This window comes from Sorangium sp. So ce302, from assembly GCF_051530145.1.
Lineage (GTDB): Bacteria > Myxococcota_A > Polyangia > Polyangiales > Polyangiaceae > Sorangium > Sorangium cellulosum_B.
Map to the genome: position 1 here is coordinate 6,693,462 of NZ_CP150326.1, position 22,325 is coordinate 6,715,786.

A 22,325-nucleotide genomic window follows, 5' to 3' on the forward strand; every position below is an offset into this window, starting at 1 on the left:
TGAAATCGACGGCCAGGGGGCGCGATCGACCGCCGGGGTCCATCCCGCCGCCCGGGAGCTCCGGACCGGCGACCGTCGAGATCGTGCGCAGGCGCACGACCCGTTGAACGGAGCGCGTGGCAGCGGGCACGCAGCTCCGAGTGGGCAGAGGGCGCCGCGCCGACGAGCCGCGCCGCTGCCCTGGATCCATCGCTGATCAGGAGTGATGACATATGAGCATGCGCACGGCCTTCGAATGGGGTCTCGGTCTCTCTTTGTCCTTCTTTTCGATGACGACGGTCGGTTGCTACATCGAGACTGGCGAGGACTGCGACTGGGATGACGACGACTGTTTCGAGCCCGGAGCTCCCGACGCTCCCGACGTCGAGCGCCCGGATCGGGACGAGGACACCTCGGACGACGGCGGCGGCGAGGACGAGGGCGGGGCGACCAGCGGCGGCGAAGACAGCGCGAGCAGCGGCGGCGACAACGGGAGCTCGCCGGGGGCCTGCGAGGCGTCGTGCGACTGCCCGAGCGGCGACGTGTGTGTTGAAGGGACCTGCAAGACGCCGTGCGCGGCCTCGTGCGAGTGCCCCGAGGGCGAGTCCTGCGAGGCCGGCTATTGCGCGCCGCCGCCCGAGCCGGCCCTCTCCTGCGAGGTGGACTGCGACTGCCCGAGCGGCAGCGCATGCGTCGAGGGCCTCTGCAGCTGAGCCGCGCGGCGCTCCCCGGGGGCGCATCGCCCCGCGCGCGAGCTCATCGGGGGACCTCACGGGCCGCTCCCGCCCCTCATCGTCCCAGCCCTGCTCGCTCCAGGGCGGCATCGCTTTCGCGATGCGTGCGCCACGGTGAGGGGTGAGCCCCCTGCAGAGCGAGCAGGTCCTTCACGTCGCCGAGGACCAGCTCGCAGCGCCGAGCCGCCGTCCCGGGGGCGCCCGTTGAACGATCATGTGCCCATACAGGAGATCGCCGTTGGCGAACGACGCCCCGAGGTGCGCGTGCTCGGAGCGTGACCGTTCGAGCCTCGCTCGTTCCGGGTCGTCGACGGGCCGCCCCATCATGGCAGCCTCCGACCAGGCGCGGCTCAACGACCAGAAGCCGGCGACCCGATCGCTCCACGTCTCGAAGTGGAGAGTTCGCAGCCCCGCGGCGTGCGCCGCGCTGCGGTATGCATCCGGTGAGCCCATTCGCGTGCGGTAGTATGTGTCGACGCGGGGCGCCGCCTCGGGACGACCGACGAACCAGTCGGCGATGTGCGCTGAGCCGCCCGGCTTCAGCAACGACGCGAGCCGCTCGAACCAGGTGCGGCGCTCGAGATAGCAAGACGTCTCGATGGCGACCGCCGCGTCGAACAGGTCGGAGCCCGGCAAGGCGTGCGCATCGCGCACGAGGACGCGCACGCGGTCCGCGACCCCCGCCATCTTGGACAACGCGCGAACGACCGCCGCGTGCGATGGCACGAGCGTGATCGCCGTCACGCGCGCTCGGAGCGACTCCGCCCAGTACAGCGAGCCGCCGCCGAGGCCGCAGCCCACGTCGAGGAGCTCGATCCCGCCGCTGCGCGGCGCGATGTGCCGCGTCACCTCGGCGAGCAGCGCCTCTTGCGACTCGACCAGTCGCGCGCGCAGCTCATCGAGAGACCATCGTGGATCGACGGCGCCATCGCTGAACCCCGTGTGATAGTGCACGCGCGGCCCAGGGCCATACTTGGCCAGGATGCGCCGCGTCTTCTCATCATAAAACGCCGCGACGACCTGCTGCTCCTCGGTGAGGCTCAGAGGGCTGCTTCCAGTGTCGGCACTATCGTTCTCAGCGCAGCATCGATGCATCGGAGGCTCTCCTTCGCGAGAGAGATGGCGAGATCGCGCGCCCAGAGGGTCACCGCGCGGCGCTCATCTGGAGCGAGGCCGTGGATACGCGGGTCGCCCGTGGCGAGATCGCGCGCCACATGGGCCGCGATGCCGAGCCCGCGCCCGGCGCGCGCTGCAGAGGGCTCAAGGGGCGTCCCGACCCAGAGAATGCGCAGATAGGCCGCGTACTGGAGCCCTGCGATCGTCTCGGCGACCTCGCGTGTCGCTGCCTCCGTCCAGACGGTCGTCCGCATCTCTGCGAGCTGCGCACCGGCGGCCGCGACGAGGTCCGCGGCCGCGCGCGCCACGGTATCGGACGGCACCGCGCCGCGCGCGAGCGTCGCGAACGCGAGATTCTGCAGGATGAACTGGACAGCCGGACCGGTGCGGGTCGGCCGTTCCAGGTACGTGCACTCCCCATCGGCGATGTCGTCCGCGAGGTTTGCAGCGCAGAAGCTGAAGAAGACCGCGGCGCCCCGCGCGAGGAGGGCGTCACGGGCCAGCCCGGCCTCCGCGCCCGCCGCATAAGCGAACGCGAGCGGCCCGGAGCGGCCTGCCTCGAGCGCCCGGATCACGTCGGCCTGCTCGAGAGGGCCGAGGGCGCTGCGGCCGACGACACGCAACACCTGCTGAAAGATGGCTCCGCCGCTCATGGCGACCCCCGCGCACGGCGCTATGGCGCAATCGTGAGATAGTATCCGCTCTTCGCATTGACCTCGTTGGCGTCCTGACGCGCCTGCGCGATGCGCTGCTGGAGCTCGTTCTCGATGTCCGGGTTGCCGCGATGCTCGATGACTATCCTTACCTCGCCGCCGGCAGCGACGGTGTGGAGCGCCTTGAATATCTCCTTGATTTGAGGGCTCAGATCCATCGCGCCGAGCGTCCCCTCGATGATGCCCAGATCGATGAGGCGCATGAGGTACTCGTAGCCGCTCCGGGTCAGGTTGTATGCGACCAGGCCAGGGCCTTGATTTGCCGAATAGCTCACTTCACATCTCCCTGAAATACGAGGTCGCAGCAGAGCGGACGGCCCCCGATGAGCGCTGCAAGCAGCACCGGTGATCGGCATGAGCGCGGCCGTGTGCCTGGCGCCCCCAGGAGTACGTAGGGTGGCGCAGGCGAGCGCGTCAATCCACCGGGCGAGCCGGGTGGTGCTCCCATTTTCTCTGAGAGAGTTCACATGAAGGAGGGAAGATCATTGCTTTTTCTTCCCTCCTTCCCGTCGTCCCGCCTTCGTGTGAGATGACAGAAAGGTGCTTACGCGATCCGCCTTCCTCCTGAATGAGCGAGGCAATGAGCGCGGCGGGGGAAGCCCAGGCTCACCGCGACGGGATGAGCCGCTCGAGCCGGGAGATGTACCCCGGCAGCTCCGCCGCCAGCGCTCCGGGCAGCGCCCGGTCCGCTTCGAACAACATCGCCAGGTTGCCGTAGAGCGCCGCGTCCGCGAGGCTCGGGGCCTCGCCGAACAGGAACGGCGCTCGCTTCAGCGTCCGGACGGTCGGCGCGAGCAGGGTCCGCGCGCGATCGAGCAGCGCCGGCGTGTCGCGCTCCCACTGCTCGATACAGCCGGCGCCGAACTTGCGCTCCTTGATCAGCGTGTACAGGGCGCGCTGACCCGGCCGCTCCCAGGCGTCGCGGATGCGCGGCGACGCGACTCGGAACAACACGTCCTCGAGCGGTCCGTCGCAGAAGTCCGCGTACGCCCAGACCGGCCCCTCGAGGACGTCCAACGTCAAGCGCCGGGCGGCGGGGTCCTCGAGCAGGAGCTCGCAGATCCGCCGCGACTCGACCGTCACCCGGCCGTCGTCGCCGACCAGCACCGGCACGTAGATATAGCCGCCGGTCACGCGGGCCAGCTCGTCGCGATCATCGTACGGCACCTCGACCAGCTCGTACGGGCGACCCAGGAGGTCGAGCAGCATCTGAACCTTGCGGGCGAAGGGGCTATATCGGAGTCGGTAGAGCTTCATGACTCCCGGGATACCGCGGCGCACCTGGACGAGCGAACGAATGTTTTCCATGGTACATGAGAAATTCTCATGACCAGCCCCGCCCCGGGGGATCGCCCTCCGCCGCTGCCGTCGCTCACCGCCCTGCAGGCGTTCGAGGCCGCGGCGCGCCATTCGAGCGTCACCCACGCGGCGCGCGAGCTGGGCGTGACCCAGACAGCCGTCAGCCACCAGATCCGCGCCCTCGAGGACACGCTGGAGACGGCGCTGTTTCGGCGCTCGCAGCACGGCATCAGCCTGACGGAGGACGGCGAGCGCTGGGCTGCGGAGCTGGGCGTCGTGTTCGCCCGGCTGCGCGAGGCGAACGCCCGCTTGCGGCGGCCCGCCGCGGACGCGCGGCCCGCCGTGTCGGTCAGCGTCACGCCGTCGTTCGGGGCGCGCTGGCTCGTGCCGCGGCTCGGGCAGTTCCTTGTGAGCCACCCGGAGGTGGACGTGCGCATCTCCGCCACCGAACGCCTCATCGATCTCGCGAGAGAGCCGGTGGACATCGGCATCCGTTATGGCCTCGGCAGCTACCCGGGCCTGATCACCGTCAAGCTGGCGGACGACGCCCTGATCGTGGCCGCCGCGCCGAGCGTCGCGAGCAAACGCGCTTGCTGGCGCGTCGAGGACCTGAGCCACGAGGTGTTGCTCGGGGACGACCACCCCGACGCCTGGGGCCGCTGGTTTCGCGAGCGCTCGCGCCGCCTGCCAGCGCGGGTGCGCCAGAGCCAGCTCACCGACTCGTCGATGCTTGTGGACGCGGCGGTGCGCGGTCAGGGGGTGGCGCTCGCGCGCTGGTCGCTCGCGGCCGCCGAGCTCGAGCTCGGCCGCCTGGTGCTGCTCTTTCCCAGGCTCCCGGCGCTGCCGACGGGCCTCGCTTACTTCCTCGTGAGCACGCGCGCGAGCCTGCGGCGAAAGCCGGTGGCCGCCTTCAGGGACTGGATCGTATCCGAGGCCGCGAGCCTGCGCAGGCCCGGACGCTGAGCCGCAGCCGCCCGCCCGCGTCGCGCGATCCGCCCCCTCAGAAGAGAGCAACTCTCACTCGATGCGCGAGGGCCGCCGCCGACAGGCGAGCGGGGATGGGACGGCGCGGCGTCAGCCCCCCGGCTTGCGGGCGGGCCCGCGGCCGACGAGGCCGTAGAGGACGATCCGATGGACCGCGGACAGCATCGCCTCGACCTCTTCGCGGGAGCCCTGGAACAGCCACGGTGGAGCGAAGCTCGCATAGGCGCGCAGGAGGGCGCGCGCTGTGAGCTCGGGGTCGGCGGCGTCGAGCTCGCCGGCGCCGGCGCCGCGCGCGACGAGATCGCGGAGGAGCGCGCGCTCCTCGTCGAGGAAGCGGGCGTGGGCGGCCTTCACGGCGCGGCTCTGGCAATGCACGAGATCGCACGCGTGCGCGCCCGAGCCGGCGAGCTCCAGGAAAGCGCCCGCGCGGGCGTCGAACACGGCCCGCAGCCGGTCGCAAAAGGGCACGTCGTCCCTGGCCGCGGCGGCGCGCATCGCGGCCATGACGGCGCGGTGCTCGCCCTGGGAGAGCTCCTCGACGATGGCGTCCTTCGAGGCGAACTCCAGGTACACGGCGCCGACCGCGATCTCGGCCTCGCGCGCGATATCGGCGACGGTGGTCTTGGCAGGCCCGTACCGGCGGAGGAGCCGCTCTGTCGCCTCGAGGATCCGCTGGCGCCGCTCCCTTTCGCCGCCGGGGTAACCGTGCTCCATGAGGTGAGCGATGTTCTCCCGGATTCACGGCCGGGGGAAGCGTCCTGGCGGGCGGCCGGCAGGGACCATGGGGACGCCACGGCGCGCGGGCACGGGCGGGGCCGCGCTGGCACGGGCGCGGCGCGCTGGCACGGGCGCGGCGCGCTGGCGATGGCACGAACCCGACGGCGCGCGGCCCGCGCCGGCGCGACGGAGCCCAGCCCCGAGATTGATCGCCGTACGCCCGGCGGCTATCGTGGGCTGGCTTTGCACCGGATTTTCCGCGAAGATCGCGCTGTTCACGGGATCCGCGGTCCGGCGTGCGAGGGGACCGAGCCATGACGAGCACCGCGCCGACACACGACGAAGCCGAAGGGCTGGTGCGACCGGGGCAGGTCATCGCCGAGAAGTACCGCGTCGAGCGGGTGATCGGCGCCGGTGGGATGGGCGTCGTCGTCGCCGCGACCCACCTCCAGCTGGAGGAGCGGGTCGCGATCAAGCTGCTCCTGCCCGAGGCGGCGAAGTCGCGCACGCTCGCCGAGCGCTTCGTGCGCGAGGCGCGCGCCGCGGTGAAGGTCAAGAGCGAGCACGTGGCGCGCGTGACCGACGTCGGGACGCTCGACTCCGGCACGCCGTACATGGTGATGGAGTACCTGTCGGGCAGCGACCTCGCCGACGCGCTCCGCGCGGGCGGGCCGATGACCCCGCAGGCGGCCGTCGAGTACGTCCTTCAGGCCTGCGAGGCGCTCGCCGAGGCGCACGCCGCGGGCATCATCCACCGCGACCTCAAGCCGGCGAACCTGTTCCTCACGCGGCGCGCGGACAGCTCCCCGTGCGTGAAGGTGCTCGACTTCGGGATCTCGAAGGTGGCGACCGGCGGCTCCGACCCGCGGATCACCGACACGAAGGCCATCATGGGGTCGCCGCTCTACATGTCGCCCGAGCAGCTCAAGTCCTCGCGCGACGTCGACGCGCGCACCGACATCTGGTCGCTCGGCGTCATCCTGTTCGAGCTGCTCACCGGCGCGCCGCCGTTCGACGGCGCGACGATGCCGCAGCTCTGCGTGGCGATCATGCAGGGGATCCCGAGCCCCCTCGCCGCGTTCCGCTCCGACGTGCCCCCGGCGCTCGAGGCGGTGATCCGCAAGTGCCTCGAGAAGCTGCCGGAGCAGCGGTTCCGCCACGTCGGGGAGCTGGCCGAGGCGCTCGCGCCGTTCGCGACCGGGCGGGCCCGGCTCTCCGTCGACCGGATCAGCGGGATCTCGCGGAGCTCGGGGCCCCCGCGGCCAGAGCTCCCTTCGGCGAGCGGGGTGACCTCGCCGACCGTGGTGAACACGTCGCTGAACACCTCGCCGACGTGGAGCGGAACGGTCGTGCCGCGAAAGCGGCCGGTGGGGCTCGCCGTCGCGGCCGGCGCCTTCGTGTCGCTGATCGCCGCGGTGGCGGTCTTCGCGCTCCTGACGTCCCGCTCGCGCGGCGACGGCGCGGCGACCGAGCCGGCCGCCAGCGCCTCGGCGGCGCCGTCGCCGGCGGACGCCGCGGGACAGCCGCCGACCGCGCCCGCGTCGCTCTCGCCGACCGTCACGCCCGGCGGCGCCGAGGCCCCCGCGCCGGTGGACGACCGCACGGCGGCGCCGGGCCCGGCCGAGATCCCCCCTGCGCCCCCCGCGGCGCCGGCCAGCGGCAAGCCCGCGGCGCCGCGCCGGCCGAGCGCCGCACCGCGACCCCCGGCCCCCACGCACGCCACGCAGGCTCCGGTTCCCCGGCCGCCCGCCGCCCCGGCCGCTGCGCCGCCCGGCGGCAACCTGTTCGACGATCGCAAGTGAGGACACCACCATGACGAGCCTGCCCGTGCAGCACCTCGGGCGCCTGCTGGCGCTCGCGATGTTCCTTGCCGCCCTCCTTGCGGGCGGCCGCGACGCGAGGGCCGACACGGCGGCCGCGCAGGCCCTGTTCGACGCGGCCAAGCAGCTGATGGCCCAGGGCAAATACGCCGACGCGTGCCCCAAGCTCGAGGAGAGCCAGCGGCTCGATCCGGGGATCGGCACGCAGTTCAACCTCGCGGCCTGCTACGAGCAGCTCGGCCGGACGGCGAGCGCCTGGTCGATGTTCCTCGAGGTGGCCGGCGCGTCGAGGGCCGCCGGCCAGCTGGAGCGCGAGAAGGTCGCGCGGCAGCGCGCCGCCGCGCTCGAGCCGCGGCTCATCCGGCTGACGATCACGGCGCCGGCCGACTCCCCGGCCGACCTCCAGGTGAAGCGCGACGGCGCCCTCGTGGGGCGCGCGCAGTGGGGCACGCCGGTGCCCGTGGATCCCGGGAAACACACGGTCGAGGCCTCCGCCGCCGGCCGAGCGCCGTTCGCGAGATCCATGGAGCTCACCCGGGCGGGCGCCTCGGAGACGCTGGCCATCCCGCCGCTGCCCGCGGGCGCGCCGGCGCGCGACGCCGCGCTCCCGCCGAGCGGCCCCGGCGCGCCTGCGGGCGCCGCCGCGCCCCCTCCGGGCGGCCCCGGCGCGCCGCGAGCGAGCGGCGCCCCGTTCGCGCCGGTCGCCGCGGTTGCACCGGGGCGCCCGGCCGCGCCGCTGACCAAGCGCCGCAGCAAGGGGATGATGGTCACGGGCATCGTCCTGACGAGCCTCGGCGCCGTCGCCGTCCTGGGCGGGGGCCTGGTGATCGCCTCCACCCCCTCGTGCTCCGGCGACGGCTGCGGGTACGACACCTCCGGCGACCCGTTCGCCGAGGACACGGTCTACGAGGAGGATGGCTCGGAAGGCGCCGGGGTCGGGCTCGTCGTCGGCGGGCTCGTTCTCGCCGGCGTCGGCATCCCGCTCGCCATCATCGGCGGCCGCAAGGTGCCGGTGCAGCCCGAGAAGCAGGCCGCCTCCACGCCGGCGCCGCCGCCCGAGCTCGTCATCGGCCCGCGCTACGCCGGGCTCCGCTGGTCCATGTGAGCGCCGGCGCGGCGCCGGCCCGGCGCGCGCGGCGGTACGCCGGCGCGGCGCGCGGCGAGGGGGCCGTGAGCGCTCATTCCGGATCGATCCGGTACACGGTGCCGCCGAGATCGACGACGTAGACCTCGCCGGCGCCGTCCTGCCCGAAGCTGGCGATGCTGAAGCCGAACGATCCGAGGTCGTCCGTTCGGTCGACGGGCGCGGAGGCCACCCCGGCCTCATAGGTGAGCGTCCAGACCCTGCCGCTGCAGTAATCGCCGTAGAAGTAGCTCCCCCGGAGCCACGGGATCTCGCTGCCCCGGTAGACGTAGCCGCCGGTGACCGAGCAATCCTCGATGACCCGCCCGGCGTGGCCGTACTCGACGGCAGGGAGCGTGATGGTCCCCTCGAGATCGCAGCTCTCCGCGGGGATGAAGCAGTGCGCGCCCTCCATCCGGCGCCAGCCGTAGTTCTTCCGTCCCTGCCCGGCCGGCTCGATGTTGATCTCTTCCCAGAGGCGCTGACCGACGTCCGCGATGTAGAAATCGCCCGTGCACGCGTCGAAGCTGAAGCGGTACGGGTTCCGCAAGCCATAGTCCCAGATCTCGGGGAGGACGCCTTCGCCCGTCATGTTCCCTTCCGGGATGCTGTACGGGTGTGTCGAGACGTCGAGGCGAAGGATCTTCCCGAGCAGCGTCGTGAGCGCCTGGCCATTGCCGATGTCCGCATGGTTGGGGCCGGCGTCGTTGTTGTCCCCGCCATCGCCGAGCCCGAGATAGAGGAAGCCGTCGATCGGGCTGAACTCGAGCGAACCGCCGTTGTGGTTTCGATGCAGATCCACGACCTCGAGGTGCGTGGCCACCGGGTCTGGACTGGCCACGTCCGGTCGCTCTCCCCGCGCGAACTCGACCACACGCGCGTTGCCGCCCGTCGCCTTGTCCGTGTAGTGGACGAAGAAGCGACCGGTGTCCTCGTAATCGGGGTGGAAGGCGAGCCCGAGGAGGCCGCGCTCGCCGTTGTCATTGAACAGGACGCGATCCCGGATATCGAGAAACACCTTGGGCTCCGCCGCTCCATCGTCGAGGACGAGGATCTGGCCAGGCTGCGTCAGGAGGAAGAGCCGCGTGGGGTCGCCCGGCGCGGATTTCACGAGGAGCGGGTGATCGAGGCCGGAGACGAGCGTGGTGAGCTTCAGCGCGCCCTCGTCCTCGCTCGGCGGCGCGCAGCTGAATCCCGCCGCGGGCTCACCACCGCCGCTCCCGCCAGCTCCGCCGCTGCCAGCGGCGCTGCCGCCCACCCCGCGGCCGCCAGCGCCGCTCGCGCCAGCCCCGCTGCCGCCACCCCCACTCGCGCCTGCTCCGCCGGCTGCGGTCGATGAGACACCGCCGGTCGTGCCGGGCGGCAGCGGAGAGATCGACGCCTCGCGCGAGCAGGCGATGAACGCGAGCTCGGCCGCCAGAGAGAGCGCGATGATCGGAAGGGGCGACAGGGCTGAGCTCGACGGCCTCATGGCTTGACGATATCGTAGATCGAAGCCCAGGGCGGCGAAGATCCGGTGTTGGAGGCGCCCGCGCGCCCCGCCCGCCGCGCGCGCACGCCGGACGGCGCCGCTGCGGCCCCCCCTGACGCGCCTGCGCCGGCGTTCGGGGCGTGGCGAGATCGCGAAACGAGCCCCGCGATCCACGCATCGATATCGATGGAGCTGGCCCCATCGCCGCACTTCGAGCGAGGCCGAGCACACGAGAGCATGGCATCCGTTTTTCCGCGCTGGAGCAACACCGCTTTCCGACTCGCCATCGCCGCCGTCTTCCTCGGCGGCGCGGCGGCCGTGTCAGCGCCGATGATCTACGTGCGCTCGGACTGGAACACCGGACAGAACCTGCCCGTGCAGCAGCCGGTGCAGTTCGATCACAGGCACCACGTGCAGGACGACGCCATCGATTGCCGGTTCTGCCATCACACGGTCGAGCGGACGGCCACGGCGGGCATGCCGTCGACGGCGCTGTGCATGGGCTGTCACAGCCAGATCTGGAATCAGAGCCCCAAGCTCGAGCTCGTCCGGAACAGCTATTTCTCGGACACGCCGATCGTCTGGAACCGCGTCAACGACGTGCCCGACTTCGTCTATTTCAACCACGCGATCCACGTGAACAAGGGCGTCGGCTGCGTGACGTGCCACGGCCGCGTGGACCAGATGCCCGACGTCCGCCAGGCGACGCCGATGACGATGGGCTGGTGCCTCGACTGCCACAGGGCGCCGGAGCGTCACCTCCGCCCGCTCTCCGCGATCGTGGACATGGACTGGGACCCCGGCCCCGACGCGGAGCAAATCGGCCGGCAGATCGCGCAGGAGGTCGGGGCGCGGAGCCTCGTCCACTGCTCGACCTGCCACAGGTGAGCGCGCGCTGGCGCAGCGCGGGAGGCAAACGAGGGATCCACGCGAGACACAAAGGGAGCCTGCGAGAGCACGCGAGACAGAAGGCCAATAGGCGGCGAGCAGCGGAGCGCCGCCACGGCGGCGGCGCCGATCCACCGATGACCTGAAGAGGGACGATGGCTGATCAGAGACAGACCCCGTGGAGCGCCGCGCTCGACGGCAAGACCGGTAAAGCGTACTGGCGCAGCCTGGCGGAGCTCCTCGAGTCACCGGAGCTCCGCGAGGCCGCGGCGCGGGAGCTCCCGGGGGGCAGCGGCGAGCCCGTCGCGGTGAGCCGGCGGAGCTGGCTCAAGCTCCTCGGCGCGAGCATGGCGCTCGCCGGCGTGTCCGGGTGCAGATCGAGGGCAGCGGACAAGATCGTCCCTTACGTGACGACGCCGCCCGAGGTGACGCCGGGCGTCCTCCGGTATTACGCCACCAGCCTCGATCTCGACGGGTTCGCCACGGGCGTCCTCGTCGAGAGCCACGAAGGGAGGCCGACGAAGATCGAGGGCAACCCGGAGCACCCGGCGAGCCTCGGCTCCACCGGCGCCTACGAGCAGGCGTCGGTGCTCGGCCTGTACGATCAGCACCGCGCGCGCGCGGCGCGGCGCGGCCACGACCCGGCGACGTGGCAGGCGTTCGTCCAGCAGTTCGGGGGCGCGCGGAGCGACGGCGGCGCCGGGCTCCGGTTCGTCCTTCGGCCCACCGGCTCTCCGCTCGTCCTCGACCTCATCGGCCGCGTCCAGGCGCGCTATCCGGCCGCCCGGTTCACGTTCCACGCGCCCGCGAGGTCGACGCACCCGGCGCGCGGGGCCGAGCTCGCCTTCGGCGCCCCGCTCCAGGCGCAGTACGACTTCCGGACGGCGGACGTCCTCCTCGCGCTCGACGCCGACTTCCTCGCGTCGATGCCTTTCCACGCGCGGTATGCGCGCCAGTTCGCCGAGCGAAGGCGCCTCGGCTCGCCGACGGGCACCATGAACCGTCTCTATGTGATCGAGCCCGGGCTGACGCCGACGGGGAGCATCGCCGATCACCGCCTGCGCAAGCGGCCGAGCGACGTGCCGGCGATCGCCGCGGCGATCGCGGCCGAGCTGCTCCTCACCGAGGGCGCGCGCCCGGGGTTCATCCCTCCCCAGGCGCTCGGCGCGCTCGAGCCGCTCCGGGCGCGGATCAGCGAGGCGGAGAGGCGCTTCGTCCGGGCGCTCGCGCGCGACCTCGCGCGCGGCGGCCTGGCGAGCGTCGTCGTCGCGGGGGAGCGGCAGCCTCCCGGGGTGCACGCGCTCGCGCACCTCATGAACGCGGCGCTCCGCAACGACCGCGCGGCGTGGACCACCGCGGGGACCTTGATCACGGCCGGCGCCGCCGAGCAGGACCTCACGGCGCTCGCCGAGGAGATCCGCCGCGGCGCCGTCGATACGCTCGTGCTCCTCGAGAACAACGTGGCGTACACGGCGCCCGCGGATCTCGAGCTCGCGGCGCTGCTCCGCTCCGTCCCGAGCCGCGTCTACCTCGGCCTCTACGAGGACGAGACCGCCGCCGGCTGCGACTGGTTCGTGCCCGCCGCGCACGATCTCGAGGCCTGGGGGGACGCGCGCGCGTACGACGGCACGACCTCGCTGGTCCAGCCGCTCATCGAGCCGCTCTTCCAGGGCAAGACCGCCTCCGAGGTGCTCGCGGTGTTCGCGGGCGAGCCGCCGAGGAGCGCGCGAGAGCTCCTGCGCGACGCCTGGGCCGCGCGCCGCGGCGGCGCCGATTTCGAAGCGTTCTGGGAGGACGCGCTCCGGCGCGGGCTCGTCGAGGGCACCGCGGCCCCGCGCGAGGACGCCTCGCTGCGGCTCGACGGCGTGATCGCGGCGCTCGCGCAGCTCGCGGCGGCGGCCCCGCCGCCGGCGGAGGCCATCGAGGTCGCCTTCTCGGTCGACGCGAGCGTCTATGACGGCCGGTTCGCCAACAACCCGTGGCTTCTCGAGCTGCCGGATCCCATCACCAAGCTCACCTGGGACAACGCCGCGCTGCTCAGCCCGGAGACGGCGAAGGCGCTCGGCGTCGAGAGCGAGGATGTCGTCGATCTCGAGCTCGGGGGGCGGAAGATATCGATACCGGTCCTCGTCGCGCCGGGGCACGCCGACAGGACGGTGTCGCTCAAGCTCGGTTACGGGCGGAGCGGCGCCGAGTCGATCGCCGCCGGGGTGGGGTCCGACGCGTACCGGCTCCGCGCCGCGGCCACGCCGTTCTTCGCGGCGGGCGTCTCGGTGACGAAGCGGCCCGACCAGAAGCACAAGCTCGCCCTGACGCAGACGCACTTTCGCCTGGAGGGGCGCCCGGTCGCGCTCTCGGTCCCCCTCGCCGTCTACCGCGAGCACCCCGGCTTCACGGAAGCGCTGAAGGGGCCGCAGCCGTCCCTCATGCCCGCGGTGGCCCCCGGACCGCTGAAGGAGCAATGGGCCATGACGATCGATCTCACGATCTGCACCGGCTGCAGCGCGTGCGTCGTCGCGTGCCAGGCCGAGAACAACGTCCCCGTGGTGGGCAAGGAGGAGGTCCTGAACAGCCGTGAGATGCACTGGCTCCGCATCGACTCGTACGTATCGAACGACCCGCGCGACACGGCCGTCGTCCATCAGCCCATGATGTGCCAGCACTGCGAGAAGGCGCCGTGCGAGTACGTGTGCCCCGTGAACGCGACGACGCACAGCCCCGACGGGCTCAACGAGATGACCTACAACCGCTGCGTCGGGACGCGGTTCTGCTCGAACAACTGCCCGTACAAGGTCCGCCGCTTCAACTGGTTCGATTACGGCGAGCTCCGCGCCTTCAACACCGGGCTCGCGAGGCTCCAGCGCAACCCCGACGTGACCGTGCGGGAGCGCGGCGTCATGGAGAAGTGCACGTACTGCGTCCAGCGGATCCGCCGCGCGGAGATCGCCGCGCGGGTCGAAGACCGCCCGATCCGCCCGGGAGAGGTCGTCACCGCCTGCCAGCAGGCCTGTCCGACGCAGGCGATCCAGTTCGGCTCCCTCACACACGAAGAGACGGCGATGGTGGCGTGGCGGGGCGAGCCGCGGAGCTACGCGGTGCTCCACGACCAGGGCACCCGGCCGAGGACCATGTACCTCGCGCGCGTCAACAACAAGAACCCGGAGATCGAAGAGCCGTGACGGAGCCTCTCCTCCTCGGGCGACCCACCGACGAGGCGCTCTCCGAAGAGCTCCTGTCGGTCGTCTGGAAGCCGCGATCCAGGCTGTGGTTGGCGGCGTTCGCCATCACCGGCGCCGGGACGGCGGTGCTCGCGCTCGCCATCCTCTACACCGTCACCACCGGCATCGGGGTCTGGGGCAACAACATCCCGGTGGGCTGGGCGTTCGGGATCATCAACTTCGTGTTCTGGGTCGGCATCGGCCACGCGGGGACGTTCATCTCAGCGATCCTGCTCCTCCTGGAGCAGCGCTGGCGCACGAGCATCAACCGGTTCGCCGAGGCGATGACGCTCTTCGCCGTCATCCAGGCGGGCCTCTATCCGCTCCTGCACCTCGGCCGGCCGTGGTTCGCCTACTGGCTCGTCCCCTACCCCTCGACGCTGAAGGTCTGGCCCCAGTTCAAGAGCGCGCTGCCGTGGGACGCGGCGGCCATCTTCACGTACTTCACGGTCTCTCTCGTCTTCTGGTACATCGGGCTCCTCCCCGACTTCGCGTCGCTCCGCGACCGGGCCCCCGACCGCCGCCGCCGGATCGTCTACGGCGTCCTGTCGCTCGGCTGGCGAGGATCAGCGGCCACCTATCGCCACTACCGGCTCCTCTACGGGCTGCTCGCCGGGCTCGCGACGCCGCTCGTGCTCTCGGTGCACTCGATCGTGAGCACCGATTTCGCGATGGCGCTCGTCCCGGGCTGGCACGCGACCATCTTCCCGCCGTTCTTCGTCGCCGGGGCCATCTTCTCCGGCTTCGCGATGGTGCTGACGCTGCTCATCCCGGCGCGCCGCATCTTCCACCTCGGGAACGTCGTCACCCAGCGGCACATCGACAACCTGAGCAAGCTGGCGCTCGTCACCGCCTGGATCGTCATCTACTCGTACATCATCGAGCTCTTCGCCGCCTGGTACAGCGCGTCGGAGGCCGAGATCTACCAGTTCTTCGTCGCGCGCCCCACGGGGCCGAACGCCGCGGTCTTCTGGGCGCAGATGATCTGCAACGTGCTCGTCCCCCAGCTGCTCTGGTTCCCGAAGGTCCGGAGGAACATGATCCTCCTCTGGATCATCTCGATCCTCGTGAACGTCGGGATGTGGTCCGAGCGGTTCGTGATCATCGTCCTGTCGCTGCAACGCGAGTTCCTCCCGTCGGCGTGGCACGCCTACCGCCCGACGTACGTCGATATCGCGATGTTCATCGGGACGATCAGCTTCTTCCTGCTGCTCGTCCTGATCTTCCTCCGCCTCTTCCCGTTCATCCCCGTGGCCGAGGTCAAGGAGCTGAACCACGAGCTCCGCCACAAGGAGGAGCACTGAAATGAGGAGAGGTCTGCTCGCCGAGTTCGAGACGCCCGAGGCGATGCTCCAGGCGATCGCGGAGCTCAGGAGCCGCGGATACAGGCGCCTCGACGCGTTCACGCCGTATCCGATCCACGGCCTCGAGCAGGCGCTCGGGCTCCGCCGCTCGCCGCTCACCTGGATCGTCCTGCCCTTCGCGCTCGCGGGCACCGCGGGAGGCTACCTCGTCCAGTGGTATTGCAACGCGTTCGACTACCCGCTCAACGTGGGTGGGCGGCCGGGGCACGCGGCCCCTGCGTTCATCCCGATCACCTTCGAGATGCTGGTGCTCTCGGCCGCCCTCTCGGGGTTCGTCATCCTGCTCGTCCTCTCGCGGCTGCCCGAGCTCTGGCACCCGGTGTTCGACGTGCCCGGGTTCGAGCGCGCCTCCATCGATCGGTTCTGGATCGGCATCGACGCCCGCGACCCGGCGCTCATCAGCCCCATCACCGAGCGCGATCTCACCGATCTCGGCGCCCTCACCGTCGCCTGGGCCGGGAAGGAGCGATCATGACGCGCGGACTGCCCCTCTCGCTCTCCTGTCTGGCCGCGGCGCTGTGCCTCTCCTGCACGCCGGTGACCACGGCCGACGCCGAGCCCGGCGAGGCGGACCTGCTGGATCTCGAGCGCATGCTCCGCCAGCGGCGCTACACGGCCTACCAGGAGACAGAGCTCTTCGACGACGGCTCGGCCATGCGCCGCCCGCCCGAGGGCACCGTACCGACCGATCGCGTGCTCGGCGATCCCGGGCTCACCCGTGGGATCGCGGACGGAGCGTACGTGGCGCGCGTCCCGGTCACGGTGACGATCGAGCTGCTCCGGCGCGGAAAGGAGCGCTACGAGATCTTCTGCGCTGCCTGCCACGGGGTCGCCGGAGATGGCGAGTCGGAGGTCGCGCGCAACATGACGCTGCGGCGCCCGCCGTCGCTCGTCGACCCGCGCGTCCAGGCGTTCCCGCCCGGGCGCATCTACCAGGTCATCGTCGAGGGCTACGGGCTCATGCGCTCGTACGAGCCGCACGTCCCGCTCAGGGAGCGCTGGGCGATCGTGGCCTATGTGAAGGCACTCGGGAAGAGCCGCGGCACCGCGCTCGACGCGCTCCCCCCACCCCTCCGCGAGCGCGCCCGGAAGGAGCTCCCGTGAACCGGCGATTCCCCGTCTTCCGAGGCGGCCGCGCGATCGTGACGCGGTCCCTCGGCCTCGCGCTCCTCGGCGCCCTGCTCCTCGTCGTCGGGGCGTTCGTGGACCGGGAGCGGCTCTTCTACGCGTACCTCGCGGCGTACGCCTTCGCCGTGACCACGGCGGTCGGGGCGCTCCTCTTTCTCATGATCTGCCACGCCATGGCCGCGACATGGCCTGTGGCCGTCCGCCGCCTCGCGGAGGCGATCGTCGGGGCGCTGCCGCTCCTCTGCGCGCTGTTCGTCCCGCTCCTGTTCGGCCTCGGCGCGCTCTACGGGGAGTGGCTCCACCCCGAGTCGATCGGCGACGAGCACGTTCGATCCATCGTGCTCCACAAGACGCCTTACCTGAACCTCCCCTTCTTCCTCGTGAGGACGGGGATCTACTTCACGGTGTGGCTCGTCTTCGGCGCCCTGCTCCGGCGCGGCTCGATCCAGGGCGACGCGACCCCGGCGCTCGCGGACAGCCGGCGCCTCCGCGTGATCAGCGTCGCCGGCCTCCCGCTCGTCGGGCTCACGCTCTCGTTCGCGGCCTTCGACTGGCTCATGTCCCTCGCGCCGACGTGGGTGTCGACGATGTTCCCCGTCTATGTGTTCGCCGGCGGCTTCGTCGCCGCGATAGCGCTGCTCACGGTGCTGGCGTTCGCCGCCGAGCGCGCCGGGCTCCTGCCCGGGCTGAGCGCGTCGCACTACTACGCGCTCGGCCGGCTGCTCCTCGCGTTCACCATCTTCTGGGCCTACGCCGCGTTCTTCCAGTTCATGCTGATATGGATCGCGGACAAGCCCGAAGAGGCGGAGTTCTACGTGCTCCGCGCCCACGGCCCGTGGGCGATCGCGTCCCTCGTGCTCGTGCTCGCGCGGTTCGTGATCCCCTTCGCGATCCTGCTCAACTACGGGATCAAGCGGCGCCCAGCCTGGCTGTCGGCCGTCGCCGCCTGGATCTTCGTCGCGCATTACCTCGACATGCACTGGCTCGTCGCGCCCGAGGTCCCGGGCGCTCGCGCGCCGTTCCACTGGCTCGACGTGGCGGCGCTCCTCGCCGTGATCGGCCCGTGCGTCGCGTTCGCCGCGCTGCGGGTGCGCGGCAGGCCGCTCGTCCCCGTCAACGACCCGGCGCTGCCGGCCGCCCTCCGCTACGAGAGCATATGACGTCCCACTACCGCCGTCCCGACGTGCGCCAGGAAGAGGATGTCGTCCCCTGGAAGACGATCCTCGCCGTCGCGTTCGCCGTCGTCGTGATCTTCATCGTCCTGGGCCTCTGGTCCTGGATGCTCCTGCACGGGCGCGAGGCGGAGCTCCGCCCCTCGGGAAGGAGCGCCGAGCGCTCCCAGGAGCTCTCCCTGCCGCGCGGCGAGGTGGCCGGGGTGGATCAGCGGATCTTCCGGCGCGAGGCCACGGGCGAGGAGGGCCTTGGCACGGCGCTGAACCACCGGAAGCGCGAGGAGCTCGGGCGCTTCGGCTGGGCAGACCGCGACCGCGGGCTCGTGCAGATCCCGATCGAGGACGCGATGAATCTCGTCGTGGAGGAGAGCCGCTGATGAGGATGCAACACCTGTCCACCACGGCGCTCCTCGCGCTCGTGTTCACGGGCGCGCCGCTCACGGCCGCCGCGGATCGGCCATTGCTCCCGCCCGCGGCGCGCGAGGCCGACATCGACGAGCGCCTCGGGAACGCCATCGACACGACGCTCCCCTTCACCGACATGGACGGGCGGCGTGCCCCGCTCGCCGAGCACTTCGACGGGCGCCGGCCGGTCGTCCTCGTCCTCGCCTATTACCGCTGCCCGACGCTCTGCGGCCTCGTGCTGCGCGGCCTGGTCACCGGCATGGCGAAGCTCGATTACCGGCTGGGAGAGCACTACCGCGCGCTCACGGTGAGCTTCGATCCGCGGGACACCCCGGCGTCCGCGGCGCGGAAGAGGACATCCGCGCTGTCGGCCCTGGGCATGGCCGGCGCGCCGACGCGGGAGACCTGGCCCTTCCTGACCGGCGCGCTGCCCGAGATCCGCGCGCTCGCGGGCGATCTCGGCTTCCGGTTCGGGTACGACCCGCAGACGGAGCAATACGCGCATCCCGCCGCCATCTTCGTCCTCACGCCGGACGGCCGCATCTCACGGGTCCTCTATGGCATCGAGTTCTCCTCCCTCGATCTCCGCCTCGCGCTCCTCGAGGCGAGCCGCGGGCAGATCGGCACCCCCCTCGAGCGCGTCCTCATGACGTGTTATCGCTATGACCCCGCGAGCCGCCGCTACGGCCCGTATGTGGCCGGCTTCGTGCGGCTCGGCGGGGCCGCCATCCTGGCGTGGGCCGCCGCGGTGATCGCCTTCTTCGGCTGGCAAGGGCGGCGGCGCAGGGGAGAGGGGCGCGCGCGATGAACGAGCTCCTGCGCCAGCTGCTCTTCCTGCCCGAGCAGCGCTCCTCGCTCGCCCGCGAGATCGACGGGCTGCACTACTTCGTCATCTCCGTGACGATGGGCGGCGCCGCCCTCATCACGCTCATCGGCGGGTATTTTTTGATCCGCTATCGCCGCCGGCTGGAGGACACGCCTCGGCCGCACGCCGGGGCCTTCGCGCGGCCCGCGCTCTTCCTGGAGACGGTGTCGCTCTTCGGCCTGGGCTTCGTGTTCCTCACGTTCTGGACCATCGGCACGCGCCAGTTCGTCGACCTGCGCACGCCGCCGGAGGACGCGCTCGACGTCTATGTCACGGCCAAGCAGTGGATGTGGAAGTTCGCCTATCCGGGGGGAGACAGCGAGATCTCGGTGCTCTATGTCCCCGCGCGGAGGCCGGTCCGGCTCATCATGACGTCGCGCGACGTCATCCACAGCTTCTACGTGCCCGCGTTCCGCATCAAGCAGGACGTCCTCCCGGGCCGGTACACAACGGCCTGGTTCGAGGCGACCGAGCCCGGCGCGTACCCCATCCTCTGCACGGAGTTCTGCGGCACGAGCCACTCGGAGATGCGCGGCCAGGTGATCGCGCTCGACCCGGCCGACTACGAGCGCTGGCTCGCGGGCGGGGCGGCGAGCGCCCCGGCGTTCGCGCAGGAGGCCGCCGCCGAGGCGGAGAACGAGCTCGCCGAGGCCGAGCCGACGATGCCGAGCCGCGGCGAGCACGCCGCCGCGACGCACGGCTGCCTCCGCTGCCACACCCTCGACGGAACACAGCACGTCGGCCCGACCTGGGCCGGGCTCTACCGCTCGGTCGTGCCGCTCGATGGCGGCGGCGAGCGCGTCGCCGACGAGGCCTACATCACGGAGTCCATCATGGATCCGCTCGCCGCGGTGCACCGCGGGTTCACGCCGGTCATGCCGTCTTTCCGGGGACAGATCACGCCGCCCGACGTCGCGGCGATCATCGAGCTCATGAAATCGATCCGCGACGTGCCGCACGGCGCCGTCGTGCCGTGGGACGGCGGGGTCAGCGACACGGGCGCCGCGGCGCCGGAGGGGGTGACGCCATGACAGCCCACGAGATCGAGGGGACCGCGCCCATCCACGGCGCGCACGACGCCGACTATCTCCGCGCCCGCTCGGGGGTGCGCTCGTGGCTGCTCACGACCGATCACAAGCGCATCGGGATCATGTTCTACGCGCTGATCGTGCCGATGCTCATGCTCGGCGGCGCCTTCGCGCTGGTCCTCCGGACCGAGCTCCTGACCCCCGGGCCCACCGTGATCAGCGCGGCGACCTACAACCGCATGTTCACGCTCCACGGCGTGGTCATGGTGTGGCTCTTCATGATCCCGTCGATCCCGAACATCTTCGGGAACTTCGCCCTCCCGCTCATGATCGGCGCCAAGGATCTCGCCTTCCCGCGCCTCAACCTGGCGAGCCTCTACGTCTACGCGATCGGCGCCGTCATCACGCTGGGGGCGACGATCGCCGGGGGCGCCGACACGGGCTGGACGTTCTACCCGCCGTACAGCACGACCACGCCCGCGGGCGTCCTGCCGGTCGTGATCGGCATCTTCATCCTCGGCGCCTCGTCGATCATGACGGCGGTGAACTTCATCGCCACGACGCACACGATGCGCGCCCGCGGGATCGGCTGGGGACGCGTGCCGCTCTTCGTGTGGGCCATCTACAGCACGAGCATCATCATGCTGCTCGCGACGCCCGTCCTCGGCCTGACGATCCTGCTCGTCGGGATAGACCACATCTACCATTTCGGCATCTTCGACCCGACGCTGGGCGGAGACCCCGTGCTGTTCCAGCACCTGTTCTGGTTCTACTCCCACCCGGCGGTTTACATCATGGTGCTCCCGGCGCTCGGGGTCATCAGCGAGGTGGTCTGCACCTTCGCGCAGCGGCAGCCGGCGTCCTACTGGGCGATCGCCCTCTCGTCGCTCGGCATCGCGTTCATCGGGTTCACGGGGTGGGGGCACCACATGTTCGTGGCCGGGATCAGCGAGCTCGACGCCGGGATCTTCGGCGCGCTCTCGATGTTCGTCGCGATCTTCTCCGCCATCAAGGTGTTCACCTGGGTGGCGACGCTGCACAAGGGGGCCATCCAGTTCAACACCCCGATGCTCTATTTCTTCTGGTTCCTGTTCCTCTTCGTCTTCGGCGGCATGACGGGCGTCGCCGTGGCCACGCAGTCGCTCGACGTCCACTGGCACGACACGTACTTCGTCGTCGCCCACTTCCATTTCATCATGGTGGGCGGCACGCTCACCGCGTTCCTCGCGGCGGCGCACTACTGGTTCCCCAAGATGTTCGGCCGCACCTACTCCGAGTCGATGGGGCTGCTCACGTCGTTCGGGGTGTTCCTTGGGTTCATCCTGACGTTCCTCCCCCAGTTCCTGGCGGGCAACGCCGGGATGCCGCGCCGCTATTACAGCTACCCGGAGCAGTACCAGTGGCTCAACGTGCTCTCGACCGGCGGGGCCTTCCTGCTCTCGGGCGCGCTCCTGCTCGCGCTGGTGAACCTCCTTGTCGCCCTGCGCTGGGGGGCGCGCGCCACCGCCAATCCATGGAGGTCCCGGAGCTACGAGTGGATGACGCCGCCCATCCCGCCGGAGCACAACTTCCCCGTGACGCCGGTCGTCGATCGCGGCCCGTACGATTACCACCTGACCGACGAGGAGGCCCATGCCCGAGTCTCACCCGCCCGCTGAGCCGCTCGCCCCGGCGCGGCTGGCCATGCAGTTCGAGGACCTCGAGAAGCAGACCCACGCCGCGCACTTCGGCATGTGGATCTTCCTCGCCAGCGAGGTCCTGCTCTTCGGCGGGCTCTTCGGCCTGTACGCCGCCTACCGCGCGGTCTTCGGCCCCGAGTTCACCGCCGGGATCGCGCACAACAACGCCGTCATCGGGACGGCCAACACGGGGATCCTCCTGACGAGCAGCCTGCTCGTCGCGCTGAGCGTCTACGCCGTGCGCCTCGACCGGCCGGCGAGGGCCGGCCGCCTCCTGCTCGGCGCGATCGCGCTCGGCCTCGCCTTCCTCGTGCTGAAGGGCGTCGAGTACACGGCGCACTTCCACGAGGGGATCTTCCCCGGCGCCGGCTACCGCTTCGAGGAGCTGCCGTATGCCGGCGCGAAGATGTTCTTCACGCTCTATTACCTGACGACCGGGCTCCACGCGATCCACGTGACCGCGGGGCTCGTGGTCCTCGGCTGGCTCGCGTGGGGGTGCTTCCGGCGCCGGTACGGCGCGGGCAACGAGACGCACGTCGAGCTCGGCGGGCTCTACTGGCACCTCGTCGACGTGATCTGGATATTCCTCTGGCCGATGCTCTACCTGATGCACCGCTAACGG

At 71.2% G+C, this 22,325-nt stretch carries 21 protein-coding genes; 15 read left to right on the forward strand and 6 right to left on the reverse strand.

What is annotated here, in order from left to right:
* Nucleotides 1-269: 269 nt before the first annotated feature.
* The gene (locus tag WME73_RS25255) at nucleotides 270-692 is read left to right on the forward strand and encodes a hypothetical protein (RefSeq protein WP_437917326.1); all 423 of its coding nucleotides are present in this window, start codon (nucleotides 270-272) and stop codon (nucleotides 690-692) included.
* A gap of 171 nt (nucleotides 693-863) precedes the next feature.
* On the opposite strand, the gene WME73_RS25260 is transcribed toward WME73_RS25255, so the two are convergent.
* From WME73_RS25260 to WME73_RS25275, 4 genes are all read right to left on the reverse strand, one after another.
* Nucleotides 864-1,808: an SAM-dependent methyltransferase gene (locus tag WME73_RS25260; protein ID WP_437917327.1), complete on the reverse strand. Its 945-nt coding sequence runs from the start codon at nucleotides 1,806-1,808 to the stop codon at nucleotides 864-866.
* Complete coding sequence (locus tag WME73_RS25265) at nucleotides 1,754-2,482, reverse strand: hypothetical protein (protein WP_437917328.1); 729 nt, start codon at nucleotides 2,480-2,482, stop codon at nucleotides 1,754-1,756. The genes WME73_RS25260 and WME73_RS25265 overlap by 55 nt, the downstream gene beginning before the upstream one ends.
* A gap of 20 nt (nucleotides 2,483-2,502) precedes the next feature.
* Nucleotides 2,503-2,745 carry a hypothetical protein gene (locus tag WME73_RS25270; RefSeq protein WP_437873764.1) on the reverse strand — a complete coding sequence of 81 codons (243 nt, stop codon included), beginning with the start codon at nucleotides 2,743-2,745 and terminating at the stop codon, nucleotides 2,503-2,505.
* A 403-nt stretch (nucleotides 2,746-3,148) separates the two neighbouring features.
* The gene (locus tag WME73_RS25275) at nucleotides 3,149-3,850 is read right to left on the reverse strand and encodes a glutathione S-transferase family protein (protein WP_437917329.1); all 702 of its coding nucleotides are present in this window, start codon (nucleotides 3,848-3,850) and stop codon (nucleotides 3,149-3,151) included.
* Nucleotides 3,851-3,868: 18 nt separating this feature from the next.
* On the opposite strand from WME73_RS25275, the gene gcvA reads away from it, so the two are divergent.
* The gene (gene gcvA / locus WME73_RS25280; protein ID WP_437917330.1) at nucleotides 3,869-4,804 is read left to right on the forward strand and encodes a transcriptional regulator GcvA; all 936 of its coding nucleotides are present in this window, start codon (nucleotides 3,869-3,871) and stop codon (nucleotides 4,802-4,804) included.
* A 111-nt stretch (nucleotides 4,805-4,915) separates the two neighbouring features.
* On the opposite strand, the gene WME73_RS25285 is transcribed toward gcvA, so the two are convergent.
* Nucleotides 4,916-5,539, reverse strand: coding sequence for a TetR/AcrR family transcriptional regulator (locus WME73_RS25285; RefSeq protein WP_437747913.1), 624 nt, complete (start codon nucleotides 5,537-5,539; stop codon nucleotides 4,916-4,918).
* Between the two features lie 317 nt (nucleotides 5,540-5,856).
* Here WME73_RS25285 and WME73_RS25290 point away from each other — a divergent pair, with 317 nt between their 5' ends.
* Together WME73_RS25290 and WME73_RS25295 are read left to right on the forward strand one after the other, a co-directional pair.
* Nucleotides 5,857-7,344 carry a serine/threonine-protein kinase gene (locus tag WME73_RS25290; protein WP_437917331.1) on the forward strand — a complete coding sequence of 496 codons (1,488 nt, stop codon included), beginning with the start codon at nucleotides 5,857-5,859 and terminating at the stop codon, nucleotides 7,342-7,344.
* Nucleotides 7,345-7,354: 10 nt separating this feature from the next.
* Nucleotides 7,355-8,467 (forward strand): hypothetical protein, encoded by a 1,113-nt coding sequence (locus WME73_RS25295; protein WP_437917332.1) that lies wholly within the window; start codon nucleotides 7,355-7,357, stop codon nucleotides 8,465-8,467.
* A 73-nt stretch (nucleotides 8,468-8,540) separates the two neighbouring features.
* Here WME73_RS25295 and WME73_RS25300 read toward each other — a convergent pair whose 3' ends face one another.
* Entirely contained in the window at nucleotides 8,541-9,956 is a 1,416-nt protein-coding gene (locus WME73_RS25300) for a PQQ-dependent sugar dehydrogenase (RefSeq protein ID WP_437917333.1), read from the reverse strand.
* Between the two features lie 237 nt (nucleotides 9,957-10,193).
* Between WME73_RS25300 and WME73_RS25305 the strand changes: the two genes are divergently transcribed.
* The 11 genes from WME73_RS25305 to WME73_RS25355 all read left to right on the forward strand — a co-directional run bounded on the left by WME73_RS25305 (nucleotide 10,194) and on the right by WME73_RS25355 (nucleotide 22,322).
* Nucleotides 10,194-10,844 (forward strand): cytochrome c3 family protein, encoded by a 651-nt coding sequence (locus WME73_RS25305; protein WP_437917334.1) that lies wholly within the window; start codon nucleotides 10,194-10,196, stop codon nucleotides 10,842-10,844.
* A gap of 155 nt (nucleotides 10,845-10,999) precedes the next feature.
* The gene (locus WME73_RS25310) at nucleotides 11,000-14,023 is read left to right on the forward strand and encodes a TAT-variant-translocated molybdopterin oxidoreductase (protein WP_437917335.1); all 3,024 of its coding nucleotides are present in this window, start codon (nucleotides 11,000-11,002) and stop codon (nucleotides 14,021-14,023) included.
* Nucleotides 14,020-15,366 (forward strand): NrfD/PsrC family molybdoenzyme membrane anchor subunit, encoded by a 1,347-nt coding sequence (nrfD, locus tag WME73_RS25315; RefSeq protein ID WP_437917336.1) that lies wholly within the window; start codon nucleotides 14,020-14,022, stop codon nucleotides 15,364-15,366. Before WME73_RS25310 ends, nrfD begins: the two co-directional genes overlap by 4 nt.
* A gap of 1 nt (nucleotide 15,367) precedes the next feature.
* Nucleotides 15,368-15,901 (forward strand): DUF3341 domain-containing protein, encoded by a 534-nt coding sequence (locus WME73_RS25320; RefSeq protein WP_437747920.1) that lies wholly within the window; start codon nucleotides 15,368-15,370, stop codon nucleotides 15,899-15,901.
* Nucleotides 15,898-16,530, forward strand: a complete 633-nt coding sequence (locus tag WME73_RS25325; protein WP_437917337.1) for a c-type cytochrome — start codon at nucleotides 15,898-15,900, stop codon at nucleotides 16,528-16,530. The genes WME73_RS25320 and WME73_RS25325 overlap by 4 nt, the downstream gene beginning before the upstream one ends.
* Nucleotides 16,527-17,714, forward strand: a complete 1,188-nt coding sequence (locus tag WME73_RS25330) for a hypothetical protein (protein ID WP_437917338.1) — start codon at nucleotides 16,527-16,529, stop codon at nucleotides 17,712-17,714. Before WME73_RS25325 ends, WME73_RS25330 begins: the two co-directional genes overlap by 4 nt.
* Nucleotides 17,711-18,103 carry a hypothetical protein gene (locus WME73_RS25335; RefSeq protein ID WP_437747923.1) on the forward strand — a complete coding sequence of 131 codons (393 nt, stop codon included), beginning with the start codon at nucleotides 17,711-17,713 and terminating at the stop codon, nucleotides 18,101-18,103. The genes WME73_RS25330 and WME73_RS25335 overlap by 4 nt, the downstream gene beginning before the upstream one ends.
* Nucleotides 18,103-18,939 (forward strand): SCO family protein, encoded by an 837-nt coding sequence (locus WME73_RS25340; protein WP_437747924.1) that lies wholly within the window; start codon nucleotides 18,103-18,105, stop codon nucleotides 18,937-18,939. The genes WME73_RS25335 and WME73_RS25340 overlap by 1 nt, the downstream gene beginning before the upstream one ends.
* Nucleotides 18,936-20,027: a cytochrome c oxidase subunit II gene (gene coxB, locus WME73_RS25345; RefSeq protein WP_437747925.1), complete on the forward strand. Its 1,092-nt coding sequence runs from the start codon at nucleotides 18,936-18,938 to the stop codon at nucleotides 20,025-20,027. The genes WME73_RS25340 and coxB overlap by 4 nt, the downstream gene beginning before the upstream one ends.
* The gene (locus WME73_RS25350) at nucleotides 20,024-21,682 is read left to right on the forward strand and encodes a cytochrome c oxidase subunit I (RefSeq protein ID WP_437747926.1); all 1,659 of its coding nucleotides are present in this window, start codon (nucleotides 20,024-20,026) and stop codon (nucleotides 21,680-21,682) included. The genes coxB and WME73_RS25350 overlap by 4 nt, the downstream gene beginning before the upstream one ends.
* Nucleotides 21,657-22,322 (forward strand): cytochrome c oxidase subunit 3, encoded by a 666-nt coding sequence (locus tag WME73_RS25355; RefSeq protein WP_437747927.1) that lies wholly within the window; start codon nucleotides 21,657-21,659, stop codon nucleotides 22,320-22,322. Before WME73_RS25350 ends, WME73_RS25355 begins: the two co-directional genes overlap by 26 nt.
* The last annotated feature ends 3 nt before the right edge of the window (nucleotides 22,323-22,325 follow it).

Coding starts and splice junctions, on each gene's coding strand:
- WME73_RS25275 (WP_437917329.1), bottom strand. CDS start 3,850: ATGGAAAACATTCGTTCGCTCGTCCAGGTGCGCCGCGGTATCCCGGGA.
- WME73_RS25295 (WP_437917332.1), top strand. CDS start 7,355: ATGACGAGCCTGCCCGTGCAGCACCTCGGGCGCCTGCTGGCGCTCGCG.
- WME73_RS25290 (WP_437917331.1), top strand. CDS start 5,857: ATGACGAGCACCGCGCCGACACACGACGAAGCCGAAGGGCTGGTGCGA.
- WME73_RS25265 (WP_437917328.1), bottom strand. CDS start 2,482: ATGAGCGGCGGAGCCATCTTTCAGCAGGTGTTGCGTGTCGTCGGCCGC.
- WME73_RS25300 (WP_437917333.1), bottom strand. CDS start 9,956: ATGAGGCCGTCGAGCTCAGCCCTGTCGCCCCTTCCGATCATCGCGCTC.
- gcvA (WP_437917330.1), top strand. CDS start 3,869: ATGACCAGCCCCGCCCCGGGGGATCGCCCTCCGCCGCTGCCGTCGCTC.
- WME73_RS25350 (WP_437747926.1), top strand. CDS start 20,024: ATGACAGCCCACGAGATCGAGGGGACCGCGCCCATCCACGGCGCGCAC.
- WME73_RS25335 (WP_437747923.1), top strand. CDS start 17,711: ATGACGTCCCACTACCGCCGTCCCGACGTGCGCCAGGAAGAGGATGTC.
- WME73_RS25270 (WP_437873764.1), bottom strand. CDS start 2,745: ATGCGCCTCATCGATCTGGGCATCATCGAGGGGACGCTCGGCGCGATG.
- WME73_RS25285 (WP_437747913.1), bottom strand. CDS start 5,539: ATGGAGCACGGTTACCCCGGCGGCGAAAGGGAGCGGCGCCAGCGGATC.
- WME73_RS25325 (WP_437917337.1), top strand. CDS start 15,898: ATGACGCGCGGACTGCCCCTCTCGCTCTCCTGTCTGGCCGCGGCGCTG.
- WME73_RS25340 (WP_437747924.1), top strand. CDS start 18,103: ATGAGGATGCAACACCTGTCCACCACGGCGCTCCTCGCGCTCGTGTTC.
- coxB (WP_437747925.1), top strand. CDS start 18,936: ATGAACGAGCTCCTGCGCCAGCTGCTCTTCCTGCCCGAGCAGCGCTCC.
- WME73_RS25260 (WP_437917327.1), bottom strand. CDS start 1,808: ATGCATCGATGCTGCGCTGAGAACGATAGTGCCGACACTGGAAGCAGC.
- WME73_RS25355 (WP_437747927.1), top strand. CDS start 21,657: ATGCCCGAGTCTCACCCGCCCGCTGAGCCGCTCGCCCCGGCGCGGCTG.
- WME73_RS25305 (WP_437917334.1), top strand. CDS start 10,194: ATGGCATCCGTTTTTCCGCGCTGGAGCAACACCGCTTTCCGACTCGCC.
- WME73_RS25255 (WP_437917326.1), top strand. CDS start 270: ATGACGACGGTCGGTTGCTACATCGAGACTGGCGAGGACTGCGACTGG.
- WME73_RS25310 (WP_437917335.1), top strand. CDS start 11,000: ATGGCTGATCAGAGACAGACCCCGTGGAGCGCCGCGCTCGACGGCAAG.
- WME73_RS25320 (WP_437747920.1), top strand. CDS start 15,368: ATGAGGAGAGGTCTGCTCGCCGAGTTCGAGACGCCCGAGGCGATGCTC.